Origin of the sequence: Bacillus tuaregi (assembly GCF_900104575.1) — a bacterium.
Lineage (GTDB): Bacteria > Bacillota > Bacilli > Bacillales > Cytobacillaceae > Bacillus_BD > Bacillus_BD tuaregi.
Genome location: NZ_LT629731.1, coordinates 1,624,168 through 1,646,110 on the forward strand (window position 1 = coordinate 1,624,168; position 21,943 = coordinate 1,646,110).

The window sequence follows — 21,943 nt, forward strand, 5'->3', positions numbered from 1 at the left end:
TGGTAGAAGGAAATTACAGCCAATTATAGAATAGATGTTTATTAAGATATGTAAATAGTGGACATAGCGTTATGATCAAGCAAGCAAAGGAGGGGTTAAATGAAAATCGTCATTGCCGGCGGTTCTGGATTCATTGGACAGCAATTAACTGAGCTTTTATGTTCTGAAGGACATTCGGTTGTGATACTAACAAGAAGGAAAAAGCCGTCTATCGGTCAGGTTTCCTATATCAATTGGTTAATAGAAGGTGCAGCTCCGGAAAAAGAAATAGAGCAGGCAGATGCTTTTATTAATTTGGCAGGTGTTTCGATTAATGCTGGAAGATGGAATCAAAGTCATCAAGAACAAATTTATGATAGCCGTATGACCGCAACGGATGAGCTGTTAAGAATCATTGAAGCTATGCCCAAGAAACCTTCTGTATTCATTAACGCAAGTGCGATAGGTAGGTACCCAGCCTCATTGGATCATGTATACACAGAAGCATCTACCGACCTAGCTAATGATTTTCTCGCTAGGACAGTAGCAGACTGGGAAAAGAAGGCTCAGAAGGCAGAAAAGTACTCTATTCGCACGGTTTTTGTGCGATTTGGTGTTGTGCTGGGAAATAGGGGAGGTGCGCTACCATTGATGGTGCTCCCATATAAATTGCTTCTAGGTGGAACTGTTGGTTCTGGAAAACAATGGGTTTCCTGGATTCATGTGAAGGATGTGGTACGCTCGATTCTCTTTGCCCTAGAGCATGACAATGTTAGAGGACCTGTTAATATCACGGCACCTTCGCCAATCCGCATGGAACAGTTCGGTCAGACAATTGGCCATGTTTTACAGCGTCCCCATTGGTTTCCTGTTCCTTCTTTTATCATGAAGATTGTTCTAGGGCGGAAAAGTGCACTGGTGCTGGAAGGGCAGCAGGTGATACCTGAAGTACTAATGAAGGAAGGGTTTGAATTTATGTATCCGTCCCTTCACGTTGCTTTAGAAGACTTACTTTTAAAACAATAGGCTGTACAAACTTTTCGCCAATTAGAAATAATGAATAATCCCTTATTCAAAAGTGAATCTTATAAGAGAAGAAAGATGGATAAGGAGAAGAAGCGTGGAAACATACGAAATACACAATATGATCATCGACGATGATTTTGATGGTGAAGAATACGTGACAGCAGACTTTACCCACGAAAACCAAATTTACAGTATTACCTTCAGAAAAGCAGACCTAGAAATTATAAATTGTTGGGAATTTCAGGGAGATGGAACCTCTTTACCAGCTAACCTATCTGAAACCATTATTGAATCCATTAGAGAGGATGTAAAAAAGAGAATCTGATTTAGAAGAAGCACAGGGACGGATCCATTGGAAGCAATGGACCCGTCCCTGTGCTTCTTTAAGACAAAATGGTTGTGCTTATGGTAAGATGTGCCATAAGGGGTGAATAAGTAGATGATGCTGGATTATGAAACTCAATATATAAAGCGTGTTACTCTGAATGAAGATAGGATTTCTACATATAATCAATTTCCGCTAAACTTACCTGTTATGAAAAATTTCCATGACATTCTCTTTCATCCAAATGTAACCTATATTGTGGGTGAAAATGGCATGGGAAAATCAACTTTGCTTGAGGGAATCGCCATTTCATTAGGCTTTAATCCAGAGGGCGGGTCATTAAATTTTAATTTTTCAAGTTATGATTCTCATTCAAATTTAGACCAGTTTCTACGCATTGCCAAAGGGGTATATCGAGCAGAGGATCAATTTTTCTTTCGAGCAGAATCCTTCTATAATTTAGCAACCAATATCGAGGAATTAGACAGGGAGCCTAGCATTGGCGGGAGAATTATTGATCGTTTTGGAGGGGAATCATTACACCAGCAATCACATGGAGAGGCTTTTTTCTCTGCTTTTATCGAAAGGTTTCAGGGTAGGGGGCTGTATATTTTGGACGAGCCAGAAGCAGCACTTTCTCCGCTACGACAGCTATCGATGCTAGCGAGAATTCATGAGCTTGTGAATCAAGAGTCACAGTTCATTATCTCAACGCATTCTCCGATTATTATGGCCTACCCACAGGCAAAAATACTACAGCTGACCGAAGAGGGGATTATGGAAACAATCCTTGAAGACACAAATCATTATCGGATGATGAAGCAATTCTTTGATGATAAAGAACGGATATTGCACCATTTGTTTCAATAAAATGACCAAGCCCTGCAAACAATGATTGCTGCAGGGCTTGGTCAGAAAATATTGGTCATCATATGGAGTAACTAATTAATCAAGAATCGTTACTTTTACTTCCTTTCTTCCCCATTGAAGAGCATCCTGATGATCTTTAACGTACACATCAATTTCATTTCCATCGATGGCTCCGCCGATATCCTCAGCAGTTGCAAAGCCATAGCCCTCCACATGAACCTTTGAGCCTAGAGGAATGACAGCCGGGTCAACAGCAATGACCTTTGCATCGGGGTTCGTCTTTAAGTCAACACCTGTTTTGGTGATGCCTGAGCAGCCTTCACATTCTGCTGTATAGGCTGTTGCCTCAACCATGATTTCTTTCCCTTGTGGTTCAGGTTCTGCCATAACCTCGGCCTGCACCACTGGTTCTGTTGTTGCTGCTTGTTCCGGAGCTGGTTTCGGAGCATTTTCTACGGTTGAATTAGCTTCCGATACAGCTTTTTCTGTCACGTATTCCTCTAGTTTTTCTGCTGTATGAATCTTTAAATCTAATCCAGGATGGATAAGATCAGAAGAGAGCTCATTCCATTTCTTTATATCATCAACTGATACGCCATACATTTGTGAAATATCCCATAGTGTATCTCCCTTTGTTACAAGCAATTGAATAATCGGAGATACCTCAAGAAGATCATCCGGGTGAATGATATCGCTTGAAAGCTGATTCCATTCTTTTATCGATTCAACAGTAACCTTATTTTCCTGTGCAATCCCCCATAATGTATCCCCTTTTTCTACCACAATTTGTTCGGCCTGTACTTGATTTGTTCCTACTAATATAAAAGTTGTTGCGGCAAGAGCCGATAACCATTTACGTTTCAATTTTTTTACCCCCATAGTTGTTCTGTTCGTATTGATGTGTCTTATCGTAACATAGGATGTTTACAGGAAAAGGACAGGGAGATATTAATTAGATAACGAACATAACAGAGGGATAACATGATGTAACAATCGCTATTAGATACAAGAGTCTTGTAATGTGAGGAAGAGTAGGGTAATAGAAGGTGGTTAACTATGTAAAAAAATGCTTCTATATAATAGAAGCATGTAGTAGTTCAATCGGTTTGTGGTATTCAATACTCATCCTGTGAAATGATTGAAAATAATTGACGAAGCTGATCTTTAATAGCATCCTCAGACTGATGTAATGCTTCTGAAATAATTGCATAATGGTTATTGTTTTTTAGATAATTATAGATTATTTGGGCTGAATCCACTTCGTCACGGCTAAGCTTTGCTGAAGGATACGGTGTCTGGAAATACTCGATGAGGTCCTTTGATAAATCTGTCCATAGATGATCTTCCTGTTCCTTGTTAACGGAATACATCCTACTATATAGTATTTGATTCCGTTTAATAAGAAAGAGTTTATAGCAGCCTTCTCCTATCGACTCCATCGTGACAATAGAATGATCTTCCTCGGTAAACTCGATCATTCTTTCCTTATGCACCAAAGTATTCAAATACTTCATTACATTTCTATACTTGGCTGCAGTTTCAAATTCGAAGTTGTTCGCTGCAGCATTCATTTTATCTTCCATTTCCTCAAGTAGAATCCTATCTGTTCCATTTAGTAAGGAAATAAGCTTATCAATGATTGAATGAAACTGATTTAAAGCGGCACCATCCTGGCACATGCCAATACATAAGCCAAGGGTGTAATTCAAACAGGGGGAGCTCTGATTGGGATTGCTGCAGTTAATTTTGTAGCAATCCTTAAATCCTTCGATAGCCTTTTCTACCGTGCTCTTACTTGTGAATGGACCAAAATACAGCTGCTTTTTATTTTGACTAATAGAATGACTGATTTCAACTCTATGAATCTTTTCATCCATATTAATGACAATATACGTATAGGAAAGCGGATTTTTCATAAGTTTATTAAAATAAGGCTTTATCTCTTTTATTAATTGACACTCTAGCATAAAAGCTTCAAATTCTGTATCCGTTTCGATAATTTCTATATCCTTTACCGTTTTAACCAGCCTTTCAATTTTACGGGAATGGGCTTTGGAGTGATAGAAATAGGATTGCACCCTGCTTTTTAAATTTTTTGATTTACCGACATAGATAATACCGCCCTGAGCATCCTTCATCAGATAGACTCCAGCTGTTGAGGGAAGCTTTTTGACTTTATCGTTAAGAGGATTCAATGAAATCCACCTCGTTTGTTTATGATAAATTGATTTTAACGGAATAGGGTGAAGGGGACAAGAGATGATCTTTATTGCGAATAAAAAAATGAAATTAACTGCAGCCATTTATTTAAGCTTATTAGGATAGCTAGAGAGATCCTTGTCCGTGATAAAGGACACAGTAAATTTCTATAGAAAAGCTATTATATAGGAAGAAAAGACATCACGGGGGGAACACAGATGGGCAGATATGAGAAAGAACGTAACTTTTTAAAATCAAACTTTCTAGAATTCAAAAAAATAAAAACAGACAAGATGAAGGGTGTACCGAAGCCACCTATTGTTAAGCCATATCATATGGATGCAACAATGATTGACCTGCCACAGGTGAGCGAAGAAGTGGTAACCAATTCGAATATTTATAAGTGTATGAAGGATAGGAGAAGTACAAGATTCTACAGCCAAGATTCATTGAGCCTAGCGGAGCTGTCCTACTTACTATGGGCAACACAGGGCATAACCTGCACGAATAAAGCGGGACTTACGCTTCGAACGGTTCCATGCAGCGGTGCAACCCATTCCTTCGAAACCTATTTATTCATCACGAGGGTGGAAGGCCTGCAAGAGGGAGTTTATCGTTACCTTCCTATCGAGCATAAGCTGTTATTTATGTTCGAATTACGTGAAATGGATCAGAGAATTGATGATATTACGTTAGAACAGCCTTTTGTACCTAATTTTGCTAAAAAAGCAGCTGTGGTATTTGCCTGGAGTACAACTCCTTATCGCTCCGAATGGAAGTACGATATTTCAGCACATAAAAAAATCCTGATCGACATTGGCCATGTATGTCAAAATCTATATTTAGCCAGTGAATCACTAGGAGCAGGGGCTTGTGCAATTGGAATCTATGACCAAAAGCTGATAGATGAAATATTACAATTAGACGGTGAAGAGGAATTTGTTCTATATCTCGCAGCGGTTGGAAAAAAGAAAAATTAGTTCTACTATAATAGGAAACGGACTTACCGGTTGTGGTAAGTCCGTTTTGTTAATGAAAGCAATAGAAGTATACAATGCTTAATTCTTTTCCTTGAGAGAAATTCGAAAGAGCTTATCATCATGTTCATCTGGGTCGCCGCGTCCATCTGTGTTATTGCTGACGAAATAAAGAGAATTTCCATCAATCAGCACATCCCTAATCCGTCCGAGTCCGGTAACCACTTCTTGTATCTGGCCAGTTTGTATGTTAAATTCAAGCACAGCGGCACCTCTTAAAGCGGCTGTGTACAGCTTATCCTCAAAATAATCCATCCCAGAAGGTGCCCAAGTCCTGCTATCTCCTGAAGTAAAGATTGGTGTAACCATCCCTTGTTTTTCCTCAAAACCCTCGATGAGCGGCCATCCATAATTCTTACCGGCTTCAATCCTGTTGATTTCATCATTTGCTGAGTTTCCATGCTCACTTGCATACAGGGTTCCGTCAGTGGACCATGTCATCCCCTGTGGGTTTCGATGTCCATAGCTGTATACATAGGAATTCGGAAAGGGATTATCCTTTGGAACTGAGCCATCAAGATTAAGTCGTAAAATTTTCCCGCCCAATGCTTTAGTATCTTGTGCAATGGAAGGCTCAGCCGCATCACCTGCTGTTGCATAGAGCTTGCCGTCAGGGCCTATTTTTAGCCGTCCTCCATGATGAACAGGTCCGCTTGGAATCTTATCGATTAGTAGGTTTTCTTCCTTCCAGCTGTTGTTCTTTAATTGAAGGGTTACAATCCGGTTAAATTGGCCTGAACTATTTTCATACGTATAATAGGCATAAGCTAGATGGGATTCAGTAAAATCGGGAGCCAAGACAAAGCCTAATAAGCCGGCTTCAGCAGCGGTTGATAGCTTCTTCTTAAGTTCTACCTTTTGTCTTAGCTTTTTGTTACCTTCAACCGTTACAATTGATCCTGTTCGCTCTGTTAGGTAAAAGGCTTCTCCAAGTTTGTTAATTGACCAAGGAATTTCAAGGTGATCTGCAATTATTTCAAATTCAGTTTGAGGTGAGATGGCGGCTTCTTCTTTCATTCTTTCTCGTTCATTGCTTTTTGAACATCCAGTGAAAACAATAATAGTAAACAAGGACAGTACGATAGCCAAGGCATGTTTCAATTCATGATCAACTCCATTGTTATTAGATTTCAAGCGGGATCATTAGTTGATATATGTTTTCTATCTATAAAAATAAATTCCTGCATAAATTCTATTCATTCAATCCAGCTTAAATGTATTCCAGAAACTTACAATTGAATTCAACATCATTTATGTTAAGATAATAGATGTCGGCAGGAGCTGATATGAAATCTTTGCTCGACCATTGAGCATTCCGAACGTCAGCGTGAAGAACTTGCGCGAATCGATTAGAACGTGAAGTTATCATCGATTACCTCATAATGGGGACGCTACGGATTCGACAGGGGTAGTTCGAGCTTAGGTTGCGAGTCGAGGGGATCGGCCTCGTTAAAACGTCAAAGCCTATAACTGGCAAACAACAAAACAATTTCGCTTTAGCTGCCTAATAAGCGCTTAGCGGTTCCTCCCTCCATCGCCCATGTGGTTGGGTAAGGGACTCAACTTTAGTGGGCTACGCCGGATTCCGCCGTCTCGAGGATGAAGGAAGAGAATAATCAGACTAGCTAGCCCGGACGCCCGTCGATAGGCATATGGAGCGGCGAAACAGTAAATATATCGACTACACTCGTAGAAGCTTAAGTAACGATATCTTTGGACGTGGGTTCGACTCCCACCGTCTCCACCATACATAAAAGCAGTTTTTTTCTATTGGATTGAAAGATCTATTAGGTGTTATGTATAATGCCTTGTTTCATTTCAATAAAAGCTATGTTAAAATGTAGTTATTAATGTTAAAGAGGTGATGGGTGGACGATGAAGAACTAATCTTATTTTTTACAGTTTGAAATTGCATATTTCAAATGAAATGAAATAGGATTAGTCTGCCCATTTATTGATATTTTAGACATAAGCTATTATGCGTTGATAGCTTATTTGTATGCGACTAATCCTTCCAAATAATTGGGAGGATTTTTTGATTCTCCCTGCAATGAAAGGGAATGATTTGATGAAAGTACTGCTTAAAATTCACAATCTGAGTTATGAAATAAAGGCTCAATGTCTTTTTAAAGACCTAAATGCAACGGTCCATCAAGGGGATATCATTGGAGTAATTGGGAAAAATGGTGCAGGGAAGTCAACGTTACTGCAGCTCCTAAATAAGCTCCTTATACCAACTAGCGGGCAAATACAGTGGCAACAGGAAAACGTAAGTGTCGTCACTGTTGAACAAGAGACAGAGACTTATTCCTTTGACGAAGTGACACCATTGGAGGCAGCTTTATTGGAGAAACTGGATGTCCCGACACATGATTTCTCTCAGCTGAGCGGTGGAGAAAAACTGAAGGCACGACTATCAAAGGGATTTGCCGAGGGTGCGCAGCTTCTATTGTTAGATGAACCAACAAATCATCTTGATCAGTCAAGCACGGAAAAACTGCTAAATTTAATGAAAAGCTATACTGGGACAATTATCTTTGTCTCGCATGATCGTTCATTTTTAGATGAAGTAGCAACCAAAATCTGGTCAATCGAAAATAAAAGCTTAATTGAGCATAAAGGGAACTATTCCAGCTATATGAAGGCACGCGAGCAGAAACGTTTGACACAGCAGCGTGAATATGAAAAGCAGCAAAGAATGGTCGAAAAGATTGAAGCACAGATGCAGGAGCTCACATCCTGGTCAAATAAGGCCCATTCCCAATCGACCAAACAGGAAGGGTTTAAAGAATATCATCGCGTAAAAGCGAAACGCTTGGATTCGCAGGTGAAATCGAAACGAAAACGCCTTGAAAAGGAACTGGAGAAGGCAAAGATTGAACGAGTGGAGCCTGATTATCATGTGCAATTCTCTCTGAAGGCACATCATAAAATGGGAAAGCGGTTCTTGGAGGTGAAAGATTTAAGCAAGAGTTTTGCTGGAGTTTCCTTATTTAAAAATGTCCATTTTACGATACAGTATGGTGAGAAAGTCGCTCTTATAGGTCCAAATGGGAGCGGAAAAACCACGCTTCTGAAAATCATCATGGGGCAAGAAAGTGCAGAAGGCGAGGTATGGATATCCCCTGCCGCTGAAATTGGCTATTTAACACAGGAGGTCTTTGATTTACCGCTTGAAAGGACACCTGCAGAGCTTTTCTATAAAGAAACCTTTGCTGAAAGAGGAAAGGTGCAAAATCTAATGAAGCATTTAGGGTTTTCAGCAGAGCAATGGTCTGAGCCAATAGGGAATATGAGCATGGGTGAGCGGGTAAAGTGCAAGCTGATGGTCTATATTCTTGAAGAAAAAGACGTACTTATACTAGATGAACCGACCAATCACCTCGACCTGCCGTCTCGCGAGCAGCTTGAACAAACATTAACTGATTATAATGGGACCCTTCTGGTCGTTTCACATGACCGTTATTTTCTTGAAAAAACGACAAATATTCGGTTAACCATATCAGATAGAAGCATAAGCAAACAATTAAAAATAGACTCAACTAAAACAGATGACGAGGAAGAATTACTCTTAAAGCTTGAAACAGAGCGACAGGAGGTACTTGGAAAACTCAGCTTTATGACACCAAAGGATAAAGAATATTACGAGCTTGATCGAAAATTTAATGAGCTCACAAAAATAATAAAGGATCTGCAATAAAAAAGGCCCTTATCTCTATAGAAATCAGGAGATAAGGGCCTTTTATTGAACAATCATTGAAATTGTGATGTATCCCTTACTTCAGCAAAAAAACTTCAAGGAAATGACGAATAACGTTCAATTTGTTTTAAATAATATGAATTATATTAATTGATTTCCATGGTAATATTAGGGTGTGTTAAATATTTCACAAAATATTTTATAAGAGTGGTGATTTTATAGAAGAAGCAGTAATGGAATGAAAGCTCTTTAAAAATATCATTAATTGAGAGGAGTTTCTATGCTATGAGTAAAAAACAGCTTAGAACGTTAATTAGTATGATTCTTGTCTTATTCATACTAGTATTTGCAGCAGGCTGCGGTCAAAAGGACACAGAAAATTCTGGGTCAAAGGATACGAGCACCACTTCTGAAATAACATTTGAACCGGGTACATATTCTTCTACACAAAAAGGGAACTTTGGTGATGTCCCTGTTACCGTTACCTTCAGTGAAAAGGAAATTACAAAAATTGAAATCGGAGATAATCAAGAAACCCCTGATATTTCTGGTCCTGCTTTTGACAAGATAATGGATGAAATTATGAACGGACAGACTCTTAAAGTAGATACTGTTTCTGGTGCAACGAACTCTAGTAATGCACTCCTTACCGCTGTTGAAGATTGTGTAAAACAAGCTGGCGGGGACGTTACTGCCTTGAAAGAAAAAAGCTCTGAGAAAAAGGCAGGCGAACCGATTGAAAAAACAGCTGATATAGTCGTAATTGGTGGCGGCGGTGCTGGTCTTGCTGCTGCAACTTCAGCTGCAGAGGATGGAGCAAGTGTTATTTTGATTGAAAAGGGTGTTGCGCTTGGCGGAAATACTATTAGAGCCGGTGGAGCGTTTAACTCCTATGATCCAGATCGTCAAAAATCAGTTGAAATGAATGATGCCCTTCTTAACGAGCTAAAAGGATATTTGGATGATGAGCCTAGTGAATATGGAGACTTTGCTCCAACGTTTGAGGTATTAAAAACACAAATTAAAGAGTATTTAGAGTCAGGTAATACAACAGTTCTTTTCGACTCACCTGAATTGCATGCCATCCATACTTATATTGGGGGTAAAAGAACTGATTTAAATGGTAATGAAATAACAAGTGACTATGATTTAGCAACTACTCTAACCAATAATACTTTAGCTACTATTAAGTGGTCTGAAGAAGTTGGAGTTAAATATTCTCCTAACATTAATACTGTTCTCGGTGCCCTTTGGCCAAGAACACATAATGTTCCAACCGGAGTAGCTTATATCCAGCCTTTTGAAGCAAAAGCGGTTGAATTGGGTACAGAGATCATGCTTGAAACAAAGGCTGAAGAGTTAATTATGAAGGACGGTAAAGTTGTCGGAGTAAAAGGATCTAAAACAGATGGAACTCCTGTTACCTTAATGGCTAATAAAGGGGTTGTAGTAGCAACAGGCGGTTTTGGTGCAAATCCTGAAATGAGACAGGAATATAATACGTACTGGCCTGAGATGCCACTTACAATGAAAACCACCAATACTCCTGATGCAACAGGTGACGGTATTGTCATGGGTGAAAAGGTTGGTGCTCAGCTAGTCGGTATGGGCTTCATTCAGTTAATGCCTAGCTCCCATCCAGAATCTGGTGCATTATCTGGCGGAGTATGGGGCAGTGCTGAAACACAGGTATTTGTAAACAGTGATGGTAAACGATTTGTTAACGAATATGCCGAGCGTGATGTATTAGCTAGTGCAGCATTAGAGCAGGAAGACCAGCTATTCTATATCATTTGTGATGCAAACACGGCCGGTATATCTCCTGAAGGGAAAAACGGATGGGGAGACGACATCGAAACCTTAATTAAAAACAAGAGCATCTATAAAGCGGATACATTAGAAGATTTAGCTCTTCAGCTTGGGATGGAAAAGGATGCTTTAGTGAACGAAATAGCGAAATATAATGGATATATTGAGAACAAAAACGATCCTGATTTTGGTAAAGCAAACTTTGGACCTAAGCTTGAAACAGGTCCATTCTATGCAACACCAAGATCCCCATCGGTACACCATACAATGGGTGGATTAGCGATTGACACATCTGCTCGAGTATTAAATGCGGAGAACCAGCCAATCCCTGGTCTTTATGCTGCTGGTGAAGTAACAGGAGGAATCCATGCAGGTAATAGATTAGGAGGCAACGCGATTGCCGACATTTTAACCTATGGTAAAATCGCAGGACAAAGTGCAGCCGCAGAAAAATAAAAGAATCAAAAAGACAGTCATGCTATATGGCTGTCTTTTTTGTTCAATGTGAATAGAGGCTTTTGATGCTATAAAACCTTTTATTCCAATGCATTAGGTTGTATAATAATACTACACTAATTTGATGTGTTAACAGAACATTCACAAAGATTTAGTTTGTAAAAATACTATTTTATTATAAAATAAGCTTATGATTTATGAAGAATTACATAGAAATATGTAAGGTTCATAGAGAATGGGAGAAATTATACGGGAGAATGTGTGGTGAAAACATGAAAAGATTTTTTTTAATGACAGTATTCGTATTGATATTGGCCGTTTTAGCTGCCTGCGGATCCAATGATGAAGCACAAGTAACAGATCAAGAGAATGTAAACATAAAGGAACTGGTCAACGATTATTCTTTAGGGAATAGGAAGGATCAAGCTGCTTCTATTACTTCACATGAACTAATTGTCACGAACAGTGATAATAGCCAGGAAATCTACGATATTTCTGAAGAAGAATTTTTTGTCTCAATCGCTCCTTATGTCAATGAGACACATCCATGACAAGCTCATAACTTGACAGGTTGTCAAGGGGAAATGGTAGAGCAGGAATTTGCCTTATATATTGAAAATCAAGAAGGCAAAGTGATTATGGATGAAACAGTGAAAACGCAAGCAAACGGTTTTGTTGACCTGTGGCTGCCACGGGATGACATATACCGTGTAACCATAAAGCAGGGGGATCAATCAGTTGAATCTGCAATCTCCACTTTTGAGGGTGACAATACCTGTATTACAGATATGCAGTTAAAGTAAGGATCACTACTTCGGTTGAAAATAATAAAAAACAGCTTAGTTCATGTGAACCGGGCTGTTTTTTACTTTCCATGTCCATTCATTATTTTACTTTAAAATCTACTTGAGCTTCTAATAGAACCTTTTCAGGAGCTTGGTTCGGATCTTCCTTAGGCACTAAAAAGTCTGCATACCCATTTACGACATAATATCCTGTTGGGAAACCATTTTCCATAAAGTCCTTCATAAACTTAACAAATTCCATCTCATCTTCTTCGCTATAAGCACCACTGCCTGTATATTGGATTCGAAGCGGTTCGCCTTTCTTTAATGTGGTGGAAATGAGAGGCTCAGGCATAGGGTAAGAAATATCAAATCCGCGTATTTTTTCCACCATCGGAAAATAAAAGGGTGAGGCAGCATGCTGAATCGTGATTTCTGCCTGGTCTCCAACATATTCCAATTCTGCAAATAATATCACAGATTGACCGTTCGGGTACTCCTTTTGTTCAGATACAAGCCGGTAGATAAAATCTCCATTCTGGACCTCTGACTTTGAATTGACCACATCATATTTAGCCAATTCTGCGCTAAGCTCATCACTACTCATACCATCTGCTGTACCGCAACCACTAACCAATACAAATAAGACTAAAAAACCGCCAAATAATAGCCATTTTTTTAACATTTATTCATCACCTCATAAACTTAGACGAAATGAATCACAAAAGGGTTACCAATCAAATATACTTACATTTTATATTGTCGCATAGAAGAAAGGGAAACGCTACTGAAGCAATAGTATTCAATAATAGATAGATAGGACTCTTGTTCTATATTCTTGTTGTAGAATTTTGATTAAAATTGTTAATAAGTGAGCAGTCATGAATGGGGAAAGAGTCTGTAGTCAGTAATTACTCGGAATAGAATAAATGAAAAAACTTTTGATACATATTTTTAAAAAATAAGAGATTCAAAGAATGAATTTGTAGCATCTTAATATAATGATATTATTATGCGGTTATCCTGAAAGTAATTGGTTCTATCATAAAGGGAAAACACAATCTGTTATTTTTCATAACCAATTGAAAGGACATGAAAATTATTGATAAAACGAATAGGTTGGATAATTGGAACTGTCTTGGTTTTATTTTTAATGGTAACCTATGCAGGCACCGCGCAGGAAAAAGTTGAACAATCGCCTGATGTTTCGACAGAAAAATGGGAAGCTATAGCGAATTTTCCAGATTTCCAGCGTAAAATAACGACTAGAAAAACCAGTACATACGAATATGAGATTAGTACAATATTAACAAAAAGTGAGCAGGTTAATCAGAATCTGCAAAGGTGGATTGAGAAGGAAACCGAGAATTTTCTCGCTTTAGTTGAGGGAGCTAAGCAAAATCCACATGAACAACAGCCTGCTCAATTACTAATTACAGCTGAAATTGAAACTGTAACAGATGAAATACATAGTCTTACCTTTTCAGTCAGTAACAAGGAAATACAGGGTCGGGATGTCTTTAAAATATTTAATCTAGACCTTAATAATCATAAGATATTAGCCTTAAAAGACATTTTAGAGTTGAATGAGAGCAATATAGAGGGCTTTAGTTCAATTTTCAATGAACATTCCGTCAATGATCATGAAAGCAGACTAAGTGAATGGCTGGAAAGTTCAATAAAGAACCCTGACCAATTAAATTGGAAAATTAACCAAAACGTCCTTACATTATTTTTAGACGATCAGGATGGTCAAAATCATTTGGAAATCCCTTTAGAAAAACTGACTGAGTATTTTACTGATTACACGAAAGACCTACAACAGCTTATTCCGCCAGAATCAACTGTCAGAAACCTTGACCCAGCAGAAAAGTACATTGCGCTCACCTTTGATGATGGACCAAGTCCTCAAGTGACACCGCGGATTCTTGAAACATTAAAGCAGCACGGGGCAAAGGCCACCTTTTTCATGCTTGGTAGCCGGGTTCAATATTATCCAGAGCTTGCTAAGCAAGTAGCAGCAGAAGGACATGAAATTGGGAACCATACAGGGAGCCATCCAAACCTATCGAAGCTAAATGAAGAACAAATTAAGCAAGAAATAGTCGGAGCCAGCCAAATAATCGAAGAGGTTATCGGACTTTCTCCTGCCTATTTTCGTCCTCCATATGGAGTATACAATCCGATCGTCGAAAAAGTAGCTTTCGAGCATAACTCCCCGATAGTCTTATGGTCCGTGGATTCACTTGATTGGAAAAATCGAAATCCAGAGGGGGTTAACCAATTGGTGAAGGATACTATTTCTCCTGGTTCGATTGTCCTTTTGCATGATATTCATTCATCCACAGCAGACGCTTTACCACTTTTAATGACCGAACTCAAAAAGGAAGGCTACCAATTTGTCACTGTTACAGAATTGCTTTCGTTACAGGAAATCAATGGCAACGGTCCATATTATGGAGTTGCCTATTAACCACAGGGCAGGGGAGGGATAACCTTGTCCTTTTTTGTGTGGAAAGCTAAGAGAGAAGTAAGATAACCTTGCTTCTCTCTTAGCTTTCTTTGCGCGTTCTTAATTTTTTCTGAAGCTGTTTTAATTGCTGCATAAGCTGTTCATATTCTTGGAGATCAATATGACAGGACAGAATGATATTTTTCACCTTTTGCGTTATTTTCTGCTGTTCTTGTACGGCTTTCAGTTGTAAATATAGATGCACTTTTCTCTCATCCGTTTTGGAGCGTTCTTTTCTAAGCCAGCCATTATCGGCCATCCGATTAATCATAGGAGTTAACGTACCGGTCCCAAGGTTCAATTTTTCCCCTAGTTCTTTTAACGTAACGCCGTCCTTTTCCCATAATGCCAAGAGAACAAGGTATTGAGGATAAGTCAGACCGAATGGCTGTAAAATGCTTGTATACAGTTTATTAAACTCACTAGAGGTTTCGTATACCGCAAAACAAAGCTGGTTTTCTAATGTTAAAAAATGTTCCACAGCTATCACCTTATTTGCTATTAGAGTATTTTGGTTAAATCCTCTTCAATTTTATTCGGTTCTGTTGTTGGTGCATAGCGTTCCACTACTTGTCCATTAGAATCAATAAGAAATTTGGTGAAATTCCATTTAATCTTCTTTGAAAGTAACCCTTTTTTCTGTTCCTTTAAAAAGGTAAATAGGAGATCCTCATTTTGACCGTTTACATCAATTTTCGCGAACATCGGGAAGGTTACGCCATAATTCAATTGGCAAAATTGAGTGGTTTCTTCAATATTATCGAATTCCTGGTTATTAAATTGGTCACAAGGAAAACCTAATATCTCTAATCCCTGTTCTTGATATTTATCATACATCTCTTGAAGCCCTTCAAATTGCGGGGTTAATCCACATTTGCTAGCTGTGTTTACAATAATAAGTGGTTTTCCTTCAAAGTCCTTTAATGATTTTTCCTTACCATTAGGCATTTTGACTGTGAAATCGTAGACTGAGTTCATAATAATCACTCCTGGGAAAAATTCTAATACTTGAGATTTTAAATCGTTTACGATTAAATCTTACACGATATAAAATGGTTTAGCAAGTTAAATAGGAAAAGCGAACAGTCAGATTGAACTGTTCGCTTTCATTCAAAAGATACTTGTTAAACTTTATCGGATGCGAGCCTTACGAAACCCGTCATATATCGTAATAATAGAAAAGACTATAAACATTAGGATGCTACCGCCAACTAGCCATGCTGAGAATTGCTCTGGTACGATTGAAAACAGATTGGCGCAATAGGAAACAAAATCCTTTTCTAATAGGTCCGAATTACTGAGAATAAATATGAATAAGCCAGTCGCAATCACCTCGTGGATTGTGTTTAATACGGCCATTTTTTGTATCCACTGACCCTTTATATATTTGTAGAGGTATAGAGCAATCTCAATCACAATCACAACTAAAACAGCTGGCCAGTATGAGAGCAGTACCTCTTGGTTTAAAGCGGGCATGATAAAATCTAGCCTTCCTCCACCGCCTTCATAAACTCCCACTAAATGGTCAGCATAGAAATAAATACTTGCCCATATTGCTGTCCAGAAAAAACCACCAAATACTTCAAACTTTGTAATCTCTCTTTTCTTTGGAATATAAGGGATGTCTTTCAAATCGTCAGGTGTCCACGGTTTATAATTTTTGGTCAACGGAAGATGATCATTGCTTTTATCAGCTCGTTCTATGATGGCAAAGGTTAAGGTTAACCAGAAAAAGACTTGCATACCGACCTCAATTAGTGTCCAAATACCTTTAGAAAAAATCGTGATAATCACGTTCATAACGGCTTCCTCGCCATTATAACCGACAAAATAAGCAGCAATCATGGAAATCAAGGCAACAGTCCCGGCAATTGGTAAAATCATTTTCAATAACGATACATATAAATCAAAATATCGCGGTCCTATCAGATGCATAGGACGATCCCGATAGCGGCTGGCTAACAAAACAGGACTTCCTAATTTTTCAAGTACAGCTCTGACATCTTGTTCTGAGTATTCATCTGGTAGCATATCCTCAATCGTTGACTTTAGCTCAAGTCCGATATCCTCACGATTTTTTTCCGGCAGTCTTCGAGTGACCTCTTGAATATAAATCTCAATTAGATTCATCGTCATCCTCCCCTTGTAATAATCCATACAGCTCCTTAGAACTCTTAATCCATTCCTTTTTTAGCTGTAAAAAAATCTCTCTCCCAAAATCACTTAAGACATAATACTTTCGCGGTCTGCTTTCGGACGTATCCCAGCTGCTTGTTACGAGCTCTTGCTTTTCTAATCTGCGCAAGAGGGGATATAGGGTGCTTTGGTCAATGGCAATTCCAGATTGCTCTAATAGCTGAACAAGGGAATAGCCATACTGTGGTGTACGTAATTGACTGAGAACCGCTAATGTCAACGTTCCTCTCCGAAGCTCCGTTAATAATGAATTAAGTAAAGTACTCATTCACCCACCTCATTTTTCATTACTATGTGACATACACTATATGCTTTATACTATGTATCATACACTAATATGGTTACAATAACAATTAAAATAAAATAATATCAGGAATACTTTCAATAATATATACAAGCTTCTAATTATAACAACGACAGCATAATATCGTATTAAATAGTTTATAAATAGAAGATGAAAAGCGGAAAATATAAACATATCTAACTATCATTTAGATAAATCAAATGAGAATGTTATTGTGTTGTAATTTTGATATTAAGGAGGCTCCTATCATGACTGAAAAGAACAATCAAAGCAAAAACGATGCGAAAGAGCAGATGAAAAAAATAACAACAGCTTTTGGTGCTCCTGTTACAAATGATGATGATATCAAAACAGCAGGTAAACGCGGCCCATTAGTCATGGAAGATGTATGGTTTCTAGAAAAATTGGCACATTTTGATCGTGAAGTCATCCCTGAGCGCCGAATGCATGCGAAAGGCTCTGGTGCATACGGTACTTTCACTGTAACGAATGATATTACTAGATATACAAAAGCAGCGATATTTTCAGAGGTTGGTAAGAAAACCGATATGTTTATCCGTTTCTCGACTGTAGCTGGTGAGAGAGGGGCAGCAGATGCTGAGCGTGATATTCGCGGAACAGCAATGAAGTTCTATACTGAAGAAGGAAACTGGGACCTTGTGGGGAATAACACGCCAGTCTTTTTCTTTAGAGATCCTAAGAGATTCCCAGATTTGAACCATGTGGTAAAGCGCGATCCGAGAACCAATATGCATAACCCACAGGCTAACTGGGATTTCTGGTCTTCATTACCTGAAGCACTTCATCAGGTAACCATTACGATGAGTGACCGTGGGATTCCGGCAAGCTACCGAAACATGCATATGTTTGGCAGTCATACATACAGCATGATTAATTCTGCGAATGAAAGAGTATGGGTGAAATTTCACTTCATTACTCAACAGGGAATTAAAAACTTATCCGATCAAGAAGCAGGAGAGTTAATTGGTAAAGATCGTGAAAGCCATCAAAGAGATCTATTCGAAGCGATTGAACGTGGTGATTACCCTAAATGGAAAATGTACATCCAAGTGATGACAGAGGAACAAGCTAGCAAGCACCCATACAATCCATTTGATTTAACAAAGGTTTGGTATAAAAAGGATTTTCCACTTATTGAAGTAGGAGAAATAGAGCTTAATCGTAATCCGGAAAACTATTTTGCCGAGGTTGAGCAGGCAGCCTTTGCACCGACGAACCATGTACCCGGGATTGGATTTTCACCAGATCGAATGCTCCAGGGCCGTCTATTCTCCTATGGTGATGCACAGCGCTATCGTTTAGGTGTGAACCATTGGCAAATTCCTGTTAACTATCCGAAGAATGCGAAGAACTTCCATCCATATCATCGCGATGGGGCGATGAGAATTCACAATCCATCCGAAGGAAAAGTATCCTATTCACCGAACAGCTATGGTGAATGGAAGGACTCAAAGGAGCATCAAGAACCAGCACTTGACTTGACAGGAGGTATGGATTTTTATGATTTTCGTGACGATGACGATAATTATTTTGAACAGCCTGGGAAATTATTCAATCTAATGTCAGCTGATGAAAAACAAAGATTATTCGAAAATACTGGACGAAATATGCAGGGGACAACGAAAGAGGTTCAATTACGGCATATAAATAACTGCTATAAAGCAAATCCGGAATATGGTAAAGGGGTTGCTAAGGCACTTGGTATATCGCTAGACGAGATAGAGGCAGCTAAGGAAAACTAATAACGAAAAACAACGCTCATTCCTAATGATATAGGGTGGGCGTTGTTTTATTTTGTGGATATACGTATTTTGTCTAACGAAGCAGCTGTTTGTGACGAACCTCCAAATCATGTAGCTGATTAAGCTCTTCAGCCAAGTCATAGATGGAAATCAGTTCATAAAGAATGGCTGTTTCGGATGAGATATGGTGGTGGTTTTCAATATAGTAGTCAGCATCATGCTTTAACGCCCACTGCTCTGAAAGCCATTCAGATAGCCTAATAATGAGCTGTTCATCCTCCTCTATAAACCGATCATTCTTTTCGTTAAAGATTCGCGAGAGAGATTGGAAAACAGATTTTAACAGGTCCAATTTTTGATGGTCGATTTTGACAGGCTGAAATGGCAGCTCGATAAGATTACCTAAATGATGCTCGATTTGCTGTAGGATTTTTAATTTTTTTGTGTCATAGAGGAAATCACGGATTTCGTTTCGATTTGACCGGTGAAACTTCATTTCTGCTTTATGATATTGACAATAGCGCTTAATTTTCTCTATGTCACGATGAAGCTTTTCAAATAGCTGCTGTAGATCCTTTTCGTTTTCTGGGACTTCATAAAGCTCTGCTGCTTTTTTATCTAATACATCTCCCGCATTTTTAAAAAGACCATGGATTCCCTCTGTAATCGATTTTGAATAATTGGGTGGAATTAAAAATACATTCACTAAAGATGAGACAATCAGCCCAGTACTGGTTGTACCTAACCTGATGAGAAAGGATGTCAAGTAATCATCGTGTACGGTTGTAATCATCGCGACACCTGTTAAGGTGGCCACTAGCATACCATCATAAAGCCTTAATTTATGGCAGGCAATGATGGTTAATAGGGATACCAAGGTGTAGGACACCGGACTGTCACCAAATAAAAAGGTAAAAATGACTGCAAATCCAGCCCCAATGGCAGAGGCAGGGAAACGGATAAAAGCTTTTTTGATTGAATCAGCTGCAGTCGGCTCAATAGTCACGATGGCTGTGATAACCGCAAACATAGCAGGCCAATCCAATACATGACAGATAAGTGCCGTAACCAAAACAGCTATCCCTGTTTTGGTAATTCTGCCACCTATAAATTTATAGCTTCTTGGAAGTTTCATAGAACATTCACCTATTTTGATTAAAGAATCTTTTTTTGTAAAACGTTCTTTTCGGACTTATTTAACTATAGGACTGCTTCAACTCCTAATTGTTTATAGATACGTTCGACCAATTGCTCGGAGGATTCCGCATAGATATATTCTCCGTTGACGACGGCATATAAGCTTTTCGCACATTGATGACAATTTGTCATACAACCATATGCTGTCGTTTCGATATTAAGTTCCTTTTCAATCATTTGCCGCGCTTTCTTGGAGCCATCTTTTCTTTCTAAGTTTAGCATACAAAATTCAATTTTAGGGTTTGTCATGTTATTACACTCCATATCTTGTAGGTTCTTTATATGATGAATTTATTAACACTTGTTTTCTAGTAATTTTAAGCTAATTATTCATTTTACACAATATTTTTACTATAAACGACTTGTTTTGAAAGAGGAGATTATACTTATATGAAATGTTTTAGAAAATGTTGACAATGATAATCATTTTCATTTAAAATAATAATCAGATAAATGATAATCATTTTCATTTAAAAAATTACAATACCATAAAATGAATAGACATTGATATAAATGGAGGAGATAGAAATGAATTCCCTGCTTATTATTGGTGGAGATAGCTTAGGTGTTATCCCGGATAAATTATCATCATGTGGCTTTGATAAAATCATACATACAAACGGGAGAAAGGTGAAAATGATTGATAGAAAGATTCCTGATCATATCAACTGTATATTAGTATTAACTGACTATGTGAATCACAATCTATCATCTGTAATCAAAAGAAGAGCCAAAACTAAATCGATTCCTATATTTTATGCAAAGCGTTCATGGTCTTCCATCCACCAAGCGCTAGAAGGAGTGATTTAAGGCAAAAAATTTTCAGTTTAATCGAGAATGATTATCAGTAAAACAGAAGAGCAAAACCTATTGAATATTTGATAATCGCACCCATGACAACAACCTCAAGACTATACCCACACAAAACACTTTCAGTATACAGGCGCTGCCATTTTCAAGCATTGTAAATTTTAACTTCATTCAGCAAATGCTTTTTGTACCGAAAGCTTGCGACAGGTACAGAAGTCCTCCACTTCTACAAGTGGGGGATGAATGCAAATGGTTATTTTAAAGCAAAAGAAACCGTCCAAAAATGGATGGTTTCTTTTGCTTCAATGGGCATTTTTACATATTCATATTAGAATGTGTTAATAAAAGCTTAGAGGATATTAATCGTTGTCTTACAACGACGCCAATCCAAGAAGCGAGGGCAGCTTTAATAATTCCTACAATCAAAAACGGTGTAAAACCGCTGGCAAGTGCAGCTGTCCAGGATAGGTCAGCCGATATTTTCAACCATGCTGTTCCAAATGCTAGGGTAATGACCATTCCGATTACATTGGCGATAATGGCATTTGTGAAGGTGAATCCCCATTTTTCCATATACAGGCCAATCAAGAAAGCGGCCGGGATAAAGCCGACTAAAAATCCACCGGTTGGGCCGACAAGCTTAGAGATTCCTGCGGAAAATTCAGCAAAAACAGGAACACCAGCAGAGCCGATAATCAAATATAACAATACAGCAAGTGTACCGTTCCTAGAACCAAGGATCGTTGCAGCGATTCCAATCGCTAATGTTTGTCCGGTAATTGGAACAAGTGGAAGTGGTATGGTTATTTGTGCTAGAATCCCTATAATCGCGGCAAATAACGCAATTAATATCATGGTTCTCAATTTTAATTGTTCCTTTGTCATTCTGCATATCTCCTTTATGTTAACCAAAACAAAATAAAGTTTACATATAAACTATAAAGTTGGCAGAAAAATTTGTCAATAGGAAATAGA

Annotated in this window: 21 protein-coding genes and 1 other RNA gene; 11 read left to right on the forward strand and 11 right to left on the reverse strand. The window is 38.4% G+C overall.

Features of this window, described 5'->3' with window-relative positions; genetic code table 11:
• Window positions 1-99 precede the first annotated feature (99 nt).
• The 3 genes from BQ5321_RS10035 to BQ5321_RS10045 all read left to right on the forward strand — a co-directional run bounded on the left by BQ5321_RS10035 (window position 100) and on the right by BQ5321_RS10045 (window position 2,200).
• Complete coding sequence (locus BQ5321_RS10035) at window positions 100-1,005, forward strand: TIGR01777 family oxidoreductase (RefSeq protein WP_071394364.1); 906 nt, start codon at window positions 100-102, stop codon at window positions 1,003-1,005.
• Between the two features lie 94 nt (window positions 1,006-1,099).
• Window positions 1,100-1,330 (forward strand): hypothetical protein, encoded by a 231-nt coding sequence (locus BQ5321_RS10040; RefSeq protein ID WP_139187779.1) that lies wholly within the window; start codon window positions 1,100-1,102, stop codon window positions 1,328-1,330.
• Between the two features lie 114 nt (window positions 1,331-1,444).
• Window positions 1,445-2,200 (forward strand): AAA family ATPase, encoded by a 756-nt coding sequence (locus tag BQ5321_RS10045; RefSeq protein ID WP_139187780.1) that lies wholly within the window; start codon window positions 1,445-1,447, stop codon window positions 2,198-2,200.
• 75 nt (window positions 2,201-2,275) lie between these two features.
• On the opposite strand, the gene BQ5321_RS24940 is transcribed toward BQ5321_RS10045, so the two are convergent.
• Both BQ5321_RS24940 and BQ5321_RS10055 read right to left on the reverse strand, forming a co-directional pair.
• Window positions 2,276-3,064 (reverse strand): 3D domain-containing protein, encoded by a 789-nt coding sequence (locus BQ5321_RS24940; RefSeq protein WP_071394365.1) that lies wholly within the window; start codon window positions 3,062-3,064, stop codon window positions 2,276-2,278.
• A gap of 251 nt (window positions 3,065-3,315) precedes the next feature.
• On the reverse strand, window positions 3,316-4,395 hold the full coding sequence (locus BQ5321_RS10055; protein ID WP_159433420.1) for a GIY-YIG nuclease family protein: 1,080 nt from the start codon (window positions 4,393-4,395) through the stop codon (window positions 3,316-3,318).
• 222 nt (window positions 4,396-4,617) lie between these two features.
• Here BQ5321_RS10055 and BQ5321_RS10060 point away from each other — a divergent pair, with 222 nt between their 5' ends.
• Entirely contained in the window at window positions 4,618-5,379 is a 762-nt protein-coding gene (locus BQ5321_RS10060; RefSeq protein WP_071394366.1) for a SagB/ThcOx family dehydrogenase, read from the forward strand.
• Window positions 5,380-5,457: 78 nt separating this feature from the next.
• Here BQ5321_RS10060 and BQ5321_RS10065 read toward each other — a convergent pair whose 3' ends face one another.
• Window positions 5,458-6,537, reverse strand: a complete 1,080-nt coding sequence (locus BQ5321_RS10065; protein WP_234978385.1) for a PQQ-dependent sugar dehydrogenase — start codon at window positions 6,535-6,537, stop codon at window positions 5,458-5,460.
• 283 nt (window positions 6,538-6,820) lie between these two features.
• Between BQ5321_RS10065 and ssrA the strand changes: the two genes are divergently transcribed.
• The 4 genes from ssrA (at window position 6,821) to BQ5321_RS24810 (ending at window position 12,204) form a co-directional block, all read left to right on the forward strand.
• Window positions 6,821-7,183: a transfer-messenger RNA gene (gene ssrA, locus BQ5321_RS10070) on the forward strand.
• Between the two features lie 303 nt (window positions 7,184-7,486).
• Window positions 7,487-9,136: a ribosomal protection-like ABC-F family protein gene (gene abc-f, locus BQ5321_RS10075; RefSeq protein WP_315970116.1), complete on the forward strand. Its 1,650-nt coding sequence runs from the start codon at window positions 7,487-7,489 to the stop codon at window positions 9,134-9,136.
• Window positions 9,137-9,421: 285 nt separating this feature from the next.
• Complete coding sequence (locus BQ5321_RS10080) at window positions 9,422-11,401, forward strand: flavocytochrome c (protein ID WP_071394367.1); 1,980 nt, start codon at window positions 9,422-9,424, stop codon at window positions 11,399-11,401.
• Window positions 11,402-11,673: 272 nt separating this feature from the next.
• The gene (locus BQ5321_RS24810) at window positions 11,674-12,204 is read left to right on the forward strand and encodes a CueP family metal-binding protein (protein ID WP_187143733.1); all 531 of its coding nucleotides are present in this window, start codon (window positions 11,674-11,676) and stop codon (window positions 12,202-12,204) included.
• Between the two features lie 82 nt (window positions 12,205-12,286).
• Here the strand turns inward: BQ5321_RS24810 and BQ5321_RS10095 are convergent, their stop codons facing one another.
• Window positions 12,287-12,871: a hypothetical protein gene (locus BQ5321_RS10095; protein WP_071394369.1), complete on the reverse strand. Its 585-nt coding sequence runs from the start codon at window positions 12,869-12,871 to the stop codon at window positions 12,287-12,289.
• A gap of 417 nt (window positions 12,872-13,288) precedes the next feature.
• Here BQ5321_RS10095 and BQ5321_RS10100 point away from each other — a divergent pair, with 417 nt between their 5' ends.
• Window positions 13,289-14,659 carry a polysaccharide deacetylase family protein gene (locus BQ5321_RS10100; RefSeq protein WP_139187782.1) on the forward strand — a complete coding sequence of 457 codons (1,371 nt, stop codon included), beginning with the start codon at window positions 13,289-13,291 and terminating at the stop codon, window positions 14,657-14,659.
• Between the two features lie 79 nt (window positions 14,660-14,738).
• Here the strand turns inward: BQ5321_RS10100 and BQ5321_RS10105 are convergent, their stop codons facing one another.
• From BQ5321_RS10105 to BQ5321_RS10120, 4 genes are all read right to left on the reverse strand, one after another.
• Complete coding sequence (locus BQ5321_RS10105) at window positions 14,739-15,179, reverse strand: MarR family winged helix-turn-helix transcriptional regulator (RefSeq protein WP_071394371.1); 441 nt, start codon at window positions 15,177-15,179, stop codon at window positions 14,739-14,741.
• Window positions 15,180-15,199: 20 nt separating this feature from the next.
• On the reverse strand, window positions 15,200-15,676 hold the full coding sequence (locus BQ5321_RS10110) for a glutathione peroxidase (RefSeq protein WP_071394372.1): 477 nt from the start codon (window positions 15,674-15,676) through the stop codon (window positions 15,200-15,202).
• 153 nt (window positions 15,677-15,829) lie between these two features.
• The gene (locus BQ5321_RS10115) at window positions 15,830-16,828 is read right to left on the reverse strand and encodes an HAAS signaling domain-containing protein (RefSeq protein ID WP_071394373.1); all 999 of its coding nucleotides are present in this window, start codon (window positions 16,826-16,828) and stop codon (window positions 15,830-15,832) included.
• A complete protein-coding gene (locus BQ5321_RS10120; RefSeq protein ID WP_071394374.1) occupies window positions 16,815-17,162 on the reverse strand; it encodes a PadR family transcriptional regulator in 348 nt (115 codons plus the stop codon). Before BQ5321_RS10120 ends, BQ5321_RS10115 begins: the two co-directional genes overlap by 14 nt.
• A gap of 284 nt (window positions 17,163-17,446) precedes the next feature.
• Between BQ5321_RS10120 and BQ5321_RS10125 the strand changes: the two genes are divergently transcribed.
• Complete coding sequence (locus BQ5321_RS10125; RefSeq protein ID WP_071394375.1) at window positions 17,447-18,961, forward strand: catalase; 1,515 nt, start codon at window positions 17,447-17,449, stop codon at window positions 18,959-18,961.
• A 73-nt stretch (window positions 18,962-19,034) separates the two neighbouring features.
• Here BQ5321_RS10125 and BQ5321_RS10130 read toward each other — a convergent pair whose 3' ends face one another.
• On the reverse strand, window positions 19,035-20,096 hold the full coding sequence (locus BQ5321_RS10130; protein ID WP_071394376.1) for an aromatic acid exporter family protein: 1,062 nt from the start codon (window positions 20,094-20,096) through the stop codon (window positions 19,035-19,037).
• A 65-nt stretch (window positions 20,097-20,161) separates the two neighbouring features.
• Window positions 20,162-20,407, reverse strand: a complete 246-nt coding sequence (locus tag BQ5321_RS10135; RefSeq protein ID WP_071394377.1) for a DUF1450 domain-containing protein — start codon at window positions 20,405-20,407, stop codon at window positions 20,162-20,164.
• A 279-nt stretch (window positions 20,408-20,686) separates the two neighbouring features.
• Here BQ5321_RS10135 and BQ5321_RS10140 point away from each other — a divergent pair, with 279 nt between their 5' ends.
• The gene (locus tag BQ5321_RS10140) at window positions 20,687-20,968 is read left to right on the forward strand and encodes a DUF2325 domain-containing protein (protein WP_071394378.1); all 282 of its coding nucleotides are present in this window, start codon (window positions 20,687-20,689) and stop codon (window positions 20,966-20,968) included.
• 315 nt (window positions 20,969-21,283) lie between these two features.
• Here the strand turns inward: BQ5321_RS10140 and BQ5321_RS10145 are convergent, their stop codons facing one another.
• Complete coding sequence (locus tag BQ5321_RS10145) at window positions 21,284-21,853, reverse strand: biotin transporter BioY (protein ID WP_071394379.1); 570 nt, start codon at window positions 21,851-21,853, stop codon at window positions 21,284-21,286.
• Window positions 21,854-21,943 lie beyond the last annotated feature (90 nt).